Below are 8,990 nucleotides of genomic sequence, written 5' to 3' on the forward strand. Positions count from 1 at the left end.
ATGGTATACCGCAAAAACCATATTCATGCCCACTTTAGTGCTGCTATAGTCGAACCATCAGCTATGACATAAAAAGAAAAAGCACGTAATACACCTTGGTAGGTCATCATTAGGCACACTATAATGTCCACACTAGTTTCCCCTACTTTTGTTTCCTGCATATATTGGCAACTACGCAATCATTTATCTTTAGAACTTGTGACATATGTAATTACCTTCCCCATCATGTGAAACTTTAAGAAGTTTATCACAACAAATTAGAATTGTTTTTAGCAATTGAGGGATATCAGTCATCAATTGACTGATCCATTAATAATGAGAGATAACACATCGAATGTAATCCCTGTTATTCTATTTGGCTGTTTGGTAGCATATATTGTCCTCAACATTCATTTTTTATATGAATCTCAAGTGAATGCATCATTTATCGCAGAGTCTATCTCCCATAACACTGCTAAATATAAACGCCTGCGCTGCTACCACCCATGCCATTACTTTCCTTATAACAATTACCCCAGCTAAAAAGCAAATCTCATACCAAACTCACCCCCAGCGTAACTCATTCTGAAATTAGCCATTGCAGTCTCCTTAGTACGTCCGTAAGGACTCACATCATCTATCAAGTACTCTACAGGAATGTCTGTATATTCGGTACTACCGAAAACCCGATGATAGAACCCTGCTGCAAAGATATCAATACCAGAAGAAAGCTTATAGCTTATACCAGCCTTGAACCTATAAGCTGGCTTTGTAGTAAGGTGTCCCTTAACAATGCCCACAAAATTACTACCTAATCCCATACATCCATAAGGAACTATAGATACTTCTTTACTTAAGAAATCGTAACACGCATTCACCATTACGGAGGTGGAAGAAATTTCACTAATATCTACCACTTCACCTCCTTCAATAGTATTTACCATTAATCCCGCAACTGCTATCTTTTCTTCTCGGCTTAGTGCTATTAGGTCTCTTGCCAATGCCTTTGCATTGTCGTTTCCCCGTGTGTTATCACCAGTTGTTGTTGGCCAGTTTCTGCTCTCACCTATCAGAGTTTCGCGTGCGAAGTCCCTAAAAGAATTTTGAATCATGTTGTAATGTTCCTTTTTGTCGCTGTTACCTCCTATATCTCCACATAACGCTGTGAGATTATTGGTATCTTTTAACCACGAAGTGTAGCTATTATACTTACCGTAGTTTTTACCTCCAGGAATACTGCGAGTCCTACAGATCTTGTCACCAATATCCGGACGAGTCTCCTCTAAGGCATTAGCGAAGCGTACAATATCTTCACCTTTTACTTTTGTCAAAGCTGATACAAGATCTTCGGTTTTTTCAGTGACTGCACTATGTCCTAACTCCTTCGCTAGTAGGTATATTGTATCAGATTCTTCTTCTTTTTTATTTCCAATATATCTTCCCTGGCTCTTAAAACGCTCATGAGAAACCTCAATTTCAATTCTTATGCTACCCATAGCATAACCAATACTATTTCCTACAGCTACAAGCATACTGTTTTTAAAGCCTATGCGCGGGTTTGGCATATTCCAGTCGAATCTACTAGCTTCTAGTATTATCTCCTCTTCTTTCCCAATGTACGGATACATTGCCTTAGTTTCACCGCTGCTTTCCTGTATAGTGAAATTTCTTATGTTACTAAATGCTGGACTATAATCCAGTCCTACATAGAAATACTGGGATTTCTCAACCTCAAAAGTACTTTTCTTCTCAGCACCTCTTGCTTGAGCTCCTTGACAAGTTATTAGCACAGCAAGAGACATCATTATGCTTCCTAAAAATAGGTTATTACAATTTTTAGCGCTCATATACCTAACTCCTAAAACTGGAGGGCCCTTACGTAAATCGTCCCATCCCCCTTTACTATTACATTAAAAGGCTAACCTTACACCGAACTCACCACCGGCATAACTCATGCTGAAATTAGCAACTGCGGTATTTTTTGTGCGCCCCTTTGGACTTTCATCATAAAATAAGCGCTTCACAGGAACATCCGCATACCTCCCATCACCTAAAACACGTTGATAAAACCCACCTGCAAAAACTGAAATTTCAGAAGAAATCTGACAGCCTATACCAGCTTTTAACTTATAAGCAAGTTTAGGAACGATATGTCTATCTACAATACCAACGAAATTACTGCCTACTCCGGCACATGCATAAGGAGCAATTCTTGACTCCTTTCCATAAAAATCATAACAAACATTCAGCATGACCGAGGTAGTAGAAATAGCCCTAATCTTTGTGACTTCACCCCCTTCAATAGTCTTTGAGAATAATCCAGCTACTATTGCTTTTTCTGCCATAGTGAGATTCTTGACTAAGTCTGCAGCTACAGCGTTCGCATTATCGTTTTCCTTACTATTAGTCCCACTGGATGTTGGCCAATTCCTAGTACCATCTCCTAGCGCTTTAGCCGCAAAGTCCTTAAAAACATGCGCCTTTAGGCTATTATAACCACTTGTTCCCCCGATATCTCCACATAGTGCAGTATTATTATCGCTTACCTTAAACCATGAGGTCTTCTCTGAATATCTAGCATAATTGTCATCGCCCTTGCCACTGCGCGTTCGACAAATCTTTTCTCCGATAGTGGGGCTAGTACTTTCTAGGGCTTTAGCAAAATTAACAATATCTTTCCCTTCAACTTTAGATAACGCTACAGCAAGCCTATCCTGTTGATTAGATGCTACACTATATGCAAGCTCTTTTGCGAGCAAATATACCGCACTGCCCTCCTTCTCTTTTTTTCCACTCTTACCCCTATCTTTTATCTTGAAGGACTCATAGCCAACTTCAACTTCAACTCTAGCTCTAGAAAAAGCATAACCTATACTGCTGCCTATAGCTAAAAGTGTATTGTCCTTAAAGCCTATAAGAGGATTTGGAGTATCCCAATCAAATTTATTGTATTCTATTGCAGGGCTCCTCCCATCATCAAAATACGGATATACCGCCGCAGTTTCACCACTACTTTCTATTATCTTAAAATCTCTTATCTTACTAAATGCCGGACTATAATCTAACCCTATGTAAAAATGACTAGACCTCCTAGCATCTGAAGAAGCTCCATAATCTTGATCTGCTTTAGCGGCATTGATAACAGTAACACCTACTATGAATGCCATTACTCCTGCTAAAAACAGATTACCATAACTTCTAACTCTCATGTACTTTACTCCTAAAACTAGGGCAGAGGCTCTACCTCCCCCCAGATCCAACAATCACCTTAAAAAGCAAACCTTACGCCAAATTCACCACCTACATAACTCATGCTGAATTTCGCAACAGCCGTTTCTTGTGTACGTCCTCGAGGACTAAGATCATAAGATAAGTGCTTTACCGGAAGATCTACATATTCTCCATCACCAACAACACGATGGTAAAACCCTCCCGCAAATGCTGAAACTTCAGGAGAGAACTTATAACTTAATCCAGCCTTTAACTTATAAGCTAACTTCGGAGTTACTTTTCCATCAACTACACTAACAAAGTTACTTCCAAGACCAATGCAGGTATACGGCATAATACCAAGCACCTCACTGAAAAGATCATAACAAGCGTTAAGCATGACAGACGTGGAAGAAATTGCTTTTATCTCTACAATCTCACTCCCCTCTATAGTCCTAGCTAATAACCCTGCCACTATGACTTTTGCTTCCCTATCAAGGCTACTTATATCCCCTGCTACAGTAGCTGATGCATCCGATGTATAAGGCTTCCCGTTACTATTACCACCGGTTAATTTTTCATCTCCATTATTGATCTTAGGCCACTTCTGCGCTCCTTGATCGCCTAAAGCCGCTGTAAAGCTCTGCTCCAACTTTCCGTCCTTTTTATCTTTACTATTGCAAGAACCTGCCTTACTGTCTTTGAGCCCATTGTTGCCCAAAAGATCTTTTCCTCTACTGCAAATTTGCTCATTAATCCAAGGATAAGCAATCTTCATAGTATTGGCAAAATTGACAATATCTTGTCCTTTCACTTTTGCAAGAGCGGCAGCAAGCGCGTCAGTTTTGTCGGCAACAACATTATATGCTAACTCCTTAGCGAGTAGATATATTGTATCGGATTCCTCGTCTCTTATACTCCTACCGTAGCGACTTTTGATCTTAAAACGCTCATAACCAACTTCAACTTCAAATCTGACAGCACCCATAGCATAGCCAATACTTCCTTCCATAGCTAGTAGCACGCTGTTCTTAAACCTAATTTGTGGATCAGGTCTACTCCAATCAAATCTACTGGTCTCTAATTTTACGCTCTTCCCATCCCTTAGGTATGGATATACTGCCTTGGTTTCTCCACTGCTTTCACTTATAGTAAAATCTCTTATCTTGCTAAACACCGGACTATAATCTAATCCTACATAGAAGTAATTAGATTCCCCTATATCGGAAATATTTCGTCCAGAATGTTCAGCTTGGACTTCTTGACTAGTCATTAGTACCGCAAAAGACAGCATTATACTTCCTAAAAACAGCTTCCTACAACTTCTAGCGCTCATATACCTAACTCCTAAAACTGAGGTCATGAAAATCGACCCATTCCCCTTCACCATCACTTTATAAATGCAAATCACACCACAAGTTTGGCTCAAACGTAATCAGTATTAAAATAGGCTATAGTAAAGCATTATAAATCAATCTTAAGCATCATAATTTCCAATAATACCTAACAAAAAGGTATATTGATCCCCTTTTTATGATAAGACGATAAGAATAATACTTGTAAGTTGAAAACTCCTGTTAATATAAGATATCTCATATCAATCATTACAACCTATTCAACAAAAATCACTGCTTTAGCCTATGCTAGTAGGAGAAATAACACCTAAAGCTTCTGAAAAATCGTAACAAGCATTACTTAAAAGATAGTAACAACCATTGACCAGCCTGAAATTGAAATGAGACGCGCATTTCCGCACTTTAATTTCTTAATTACTCATATAATAGTTTAGTTTATACCTATAACATACTTGATATATCATACTATTATAAGTAAGAAGATAGCATTACTACGATCCAATAGGCTTTTGCAGGGATTCTTGAAGTTTTTAGGATATTTGGTATTATACCGTCTAAATATCAGAAAAATAATGCTTTTTATATCCCGGACAAAACTGGAACTATTTTCCAATTTAATGGTATTTGAACTTCTTCAATGTAAGAACTTCTCCTACTGAAATTCTGTTTGTTGCACAACATTTGGAAAACTTCTTAGAAATTACATATATATAACAAAACTCCCTTCTTACCTAAAGAGAGAATACATATCCTTCAAGCTTGAAGGCCGCAAAATTCATTCAAAGAGAGTAACAACAACCCTATCCAGCTTAGCTAAAGACCTAAGCCAAACTCGCGAAAATTTGAATATGAAGACAAACCAACCCCGTAAGCAATGCAGCGATACTTGCAAAGGATCAAAATGTCACATATAACCAAATGGGCTCATGCCCACAGAGGCCAAGAAACAATAAGACTTCTGACCCACGTCCAATTCTACTACAAAGCACTTGAGATCTACACTGCAACTCAGTAATTTTTCTTAAATCCCTAATACCAAATACTAGCTTAAGTACGAACAAGCCTCCAAAATCCTCTCACATGCTTCAGATAACCTATCATCTGAAAGAGCATAAGAAATACGGAAAAAGTTAGGAGCTCCAAATGCAACACCAGGAACCACAGCCACCCTATGATTTAGCAAATGCTTTGCCATATCACTTCCGTCGTTTATCACACCCACTTTATGAGCATGTTTACCTATCGCATTACTGCATGATATGAACACATAAAAGGCTCCTTGTGGCACATCTGCCTGCAACACCCCTGCAGAAAGCACTGCATCGATAACCTTATCCCTTCTTCGCGCAAATGTCTTAATTCTAGCATCTAAAAAAGATTGATCACCATCCAGCGCGGCTATTGCAGCATACTGCGCTATGGAATTAGCATTGCTTGTACTCTGAGACTGTATCGTGGATACCGCTTTTATAACCTCTGCATTACCCAATATGTACCCTATCCGCCAGCCTGTCATGGAGTACGCCTTTGAAACCCCATTAACTATGTATACTCTATCATAAAGTGACGGTTCTACCTGCAGAATGCCGCAAAACTCAGCATCGTATACAAGCTTTGCATATATATCATCAGTAATAACTAAGACATGTTCGTGCTGTTTTAAAACCTCTGCTATACCAACTAGCTCCTCTCTACTATATACTGCACCAGTAGGGTTAGATGGAGAGTTAATAATGAGACACTTAGTCTTCGGCGTTATTGCCCCATGAAGTAATTCTGGAGTCAATTTCAAAGAGTCACCACAATTTAAAATAACTGGAACGCCACCTGCTATTTTTACCATGTCTGGATACGAAACCCAATATGGCGCAGGAATGATAACCTCATCCCCCTCGTTTATGGTAGCCATAAACAGGTTATATATACACTGCTTAGCCCCAGCTCCCGCTAATACCTGATTGGCTACGTAGTCTATACCATAGTCTCGACGCACACTGCGAATAATGGAATCTTTCAATTCTGGAATCCCCTCCACCGGAGTGTATTTGGTTTTCCCTGCATTAATTGCAGAAATTGCTGCATCCTTTACATGATCTGGAGTATCAAAGTCGGGTTCCCCTGCTCCTAGAGATATTATGTCAAGCCCCTGAGCCCTAAGTTCCAACGTAAGTCTAGAAAGCTCTAAGGTAGGTGACGGCTTGATACAATTCATCCTTTCGCTTAGCATATATATCCCCCATTAAAATGCATCACTCCTGATGCCACTATTCCGCCTAACTCGTTAACTCTAAATCAAAACACTTGCAATACCTAAAGAATTGCATACACCAAAATTGCGTGTGTAAATGGGCGTTATACCCTTACTATTTCACTTCTACAAGTTTTAAACTACCGTAGCAGTATTGGTACTACTTACACGCTGCTAATCTGAAATACAAATGTCTGCACAATACGTTCTATGTTCCAAAAAACACATTGTTGATCGAGTAATATTTTGTATACTGTTCCAAGTTTTTTTTGTGAGACGCCTTATGAATTTGGTAACAAAGCCGGCCATAGACTTCACTGCACGTGCCGTTATGTCTGATGGTAAGATGTGTGATCTTACGCTTAGTAAGCACGTCGCTGGAAAATATGCAGTATTGTTCTTCTACCCACGTGACTTTACATTTGTGTGTCCGACTGAGATACTGTCTCTGCATAGCAGAATACCTCAATTCAGTGAGCAAAACGCCGAAGTCATAGGTATCAGCACAGACTCCGAGTTCGCGCACTCTCATTGGCGTAATACACCTTTAGAAAAAGGTGGTATAGGAATGGTTAGCTTCCCTTTAGTAGCGGATGATTCTCATAGCATATCGGAAAGTTATGGTATGCTATTTGCAGGTAAGGTATCCCTGCGCGGCACCATTATTGTCGATGAAAATTTTGTCGTTCGTCATCAATCCATAAATGACCTCCCCATTGGAAGGAATGTTGATGAGTTCCTTAGAATAATAGATGCAATCGAGCATCACAAAAAGCATGGAGAGGTGTGTCCTGCGGGTTGGTCAAAAGGAAAGGTTGCTATGGAGGCTACTCAACAAGGGGTAGAGCACTACCTTCAATCTCATGTAGATAATCTGAGCTAATAGTAATGTCGGAAGTACAGCATTCTAATAAAGATGCAGTTAGAGTTCTAATTCTAGGTTCGGGGGCAGCAGGTTGTACTGCTGCCATCTATGCTGGCAGGGCTAATCTGAATCCCGTTTTGGTGACCGGAATGCAACCCGGTGGACAGTTAACTATTACCACTGATGTTGAGAATTATCCAGGCTTCTCGGCTATAGAAGGTCCTAAGCTAATGGAGTATATGCAGAAGCAAGCAGTCAAAAGCGGAGCTGCTTTGCTTACGGACGAAATAAGTGAGATAGATACTAGCGTTTATCCATTTAGATGCAGCAGTATGTTTGGAGAAACGCTGCATGCATACAGTATAATAGTTGCCACTGGTGCGCAAGCTAAGTGGTTAGGTCTCGAAAGCGAGGAAAATTTTAAGAGTAAGGGTGTTTCTGCATGTGCTACTTGTGACGGGGCCTTTTTTAAAGATGAGGTTGTTGCAGTAATCGGCGGAGGAAATACAGCTGTTGAGGAAGCACTGTATCTTACCAGAAGTTCTAAGAAGGTATTCCTAATTCATAGAAGGAATAAACTGCGTGCTGAAGCTGTAATGCAGCAAAGGTTGTTCAGTAACAGTAAGATTGAAGTTATCTGGAACAGCGTTGTGAAGGAAATTTTGGGTGATTCTGAGGGCAAAAAAGTAACCTCTTTACTTTTACAGTCTACAGTAGATGGTACAGAAAATTTACTAAATGTTGGGGGAGTGTTTGTTGCTATAGGGCACACACCTAACACACAGGTTTTGAAGAATATGCTAGGTACTAAGGTGAATCTTGATGATGAAGGTTATGTAATCACTATACCTGGTACTACTATCACTAGCTGTCCTGGCATATTTGCTGCTGGAGATGTATGCGATAAAGTATATCGTCAAGCTGTAGTGGCTGCAGGATCAGGATGCATGGCTGCATTGGATGCGGAAAAGTACCTGGCAGAGAAAGGCATCGAGTAGTAAGCTTGTGGTAACTGGTAATAGGATTTTACTGTCGTTTTGAGTAGTTGAAGGCCTTAGTAGCACCATTTTAGTTGCCTCCGCATTTTTGTTCAGGTGTTGAGGAGTAGGATGTGACGGCAAGTTAGTCAGATGTTTAGCTCACCACAAGATGTTACAGCTGTTTTATATAACTACTTTATAAGTTTTATCAGCCACCATTAGCGTGCTGGCGTCTTCTTTAGTGTTTTCATGCGGTATTGAATAGTAAGTTGCTGCAGCCAGCCATGAGATGTTATTTGCCGTTTTATATAAGGAAGCCTCAGTATTGAGATTCTGCATTAGCGTGCTAAATG

The 8,990-nt window shown here is 39.8% G+C and carries 6 protein-coding genes; 2 read left to right on the forward strand and 4 right to left on the reverse strand.

Annotated elements, in window-relative coordinates; translation table 11 throughout:
• Nucleotides 1–518: 518 nt before the first annotated feature.
• The 4 genes from KPX09_RS03155 to KPX09_RS03170 all read right to left on the reverse strand — a co-directional run bounded on the left by KPX09_RS03155 (nucleotide 519) and on the right by KPX09_RS03170 (nucleotide 6,771).
• A complete protein-coding gene (locus KPX09_RS03155; RefSeq protein WP_249548958.1) occupies nucleotides 519–1,826 on the reverse strand; it encodes a P44/Msp2 family outer membrane protein in 1,308 nt (435 codons plus the stop codon).
• A 63-nt stretch (nucleotides 1,827–1,889) separates the two neighbouring features.
• Entirely contained in the window at nucleotides 1,890–3,188 is a 1,299-nt protein-coding gene (locus KPX09_RS03160) for a P44/Msp2 family outer membrane protein (RefSeq protein WP_249548959.1), read from the reverse strand.
• 59 nt (nucleotides 3,189–3,247) lie between these two features.
• Entirely contained in the window at nucleotides 3,248–4,525 is a 1,278-nt protein-coding gene (locus KPX09_RS03165) for a P44/Msp2 family outer membrane protein (RefSeq protein WP_249548960.1), read from the reverse strand.
• A 1,061-nt stretch (nucleotides 4,526–5,586) separates the two neighbouring features.
• Nucleotides 5,587–6,771, reverse strand: coding sequence for a pyridoxal phosphate-dependent aminotransferase (locus KPX09_RS03170; protein WP_275973623.1), 1,185 nt, complete (start codon nucleotides 6,769–6,771; stop codon nucleotides 5,587–5,589).
• Between the two features lie 304 nt (nucleotides 6,772–7,075).
• Between KPX09_RS03170 and KPX09_RS03175 the strand changes: the two genes are divergently transcribed.
• Nucleotides 7,076–7,675, forward strand: coding sequence for a peroxiredoxin (locus KPX09_RS03175; protein WP_249548961.1), 600 nt, complete (start codon nucleotides 7,076–7,078; stop codon nucleotides 7,673–7,675).
• 5 nt (nucleotides 7,676–7,680) lie between these two features.
• Nucleotides 7,681–8,655 (forward strand): thioredoxin-disulfide reductase, encoded by a 975-nt coding sequence (trxB, locus tag KPX09_RS03180; protein ID WP_249548962.1) that lies wholly within the window; start codon nucleotides 7,681–7,683, stop codon nucleotides 8,653–8,655.
• Nucleotides 8,656–8,990: the final 335 nt, after the last annotated feature.

The sequence above is a fragment of the Anaplasma phagocytophilum genome (assembly GCF_023476575.1).
Taxonomy (GTDB): Bacteria; Pseudomonadota; Alphaproteobacteria; order Rickettsiales; family Anaplasmataceae; genus Anaplasma; species Anaplasma phagocytophilum_A.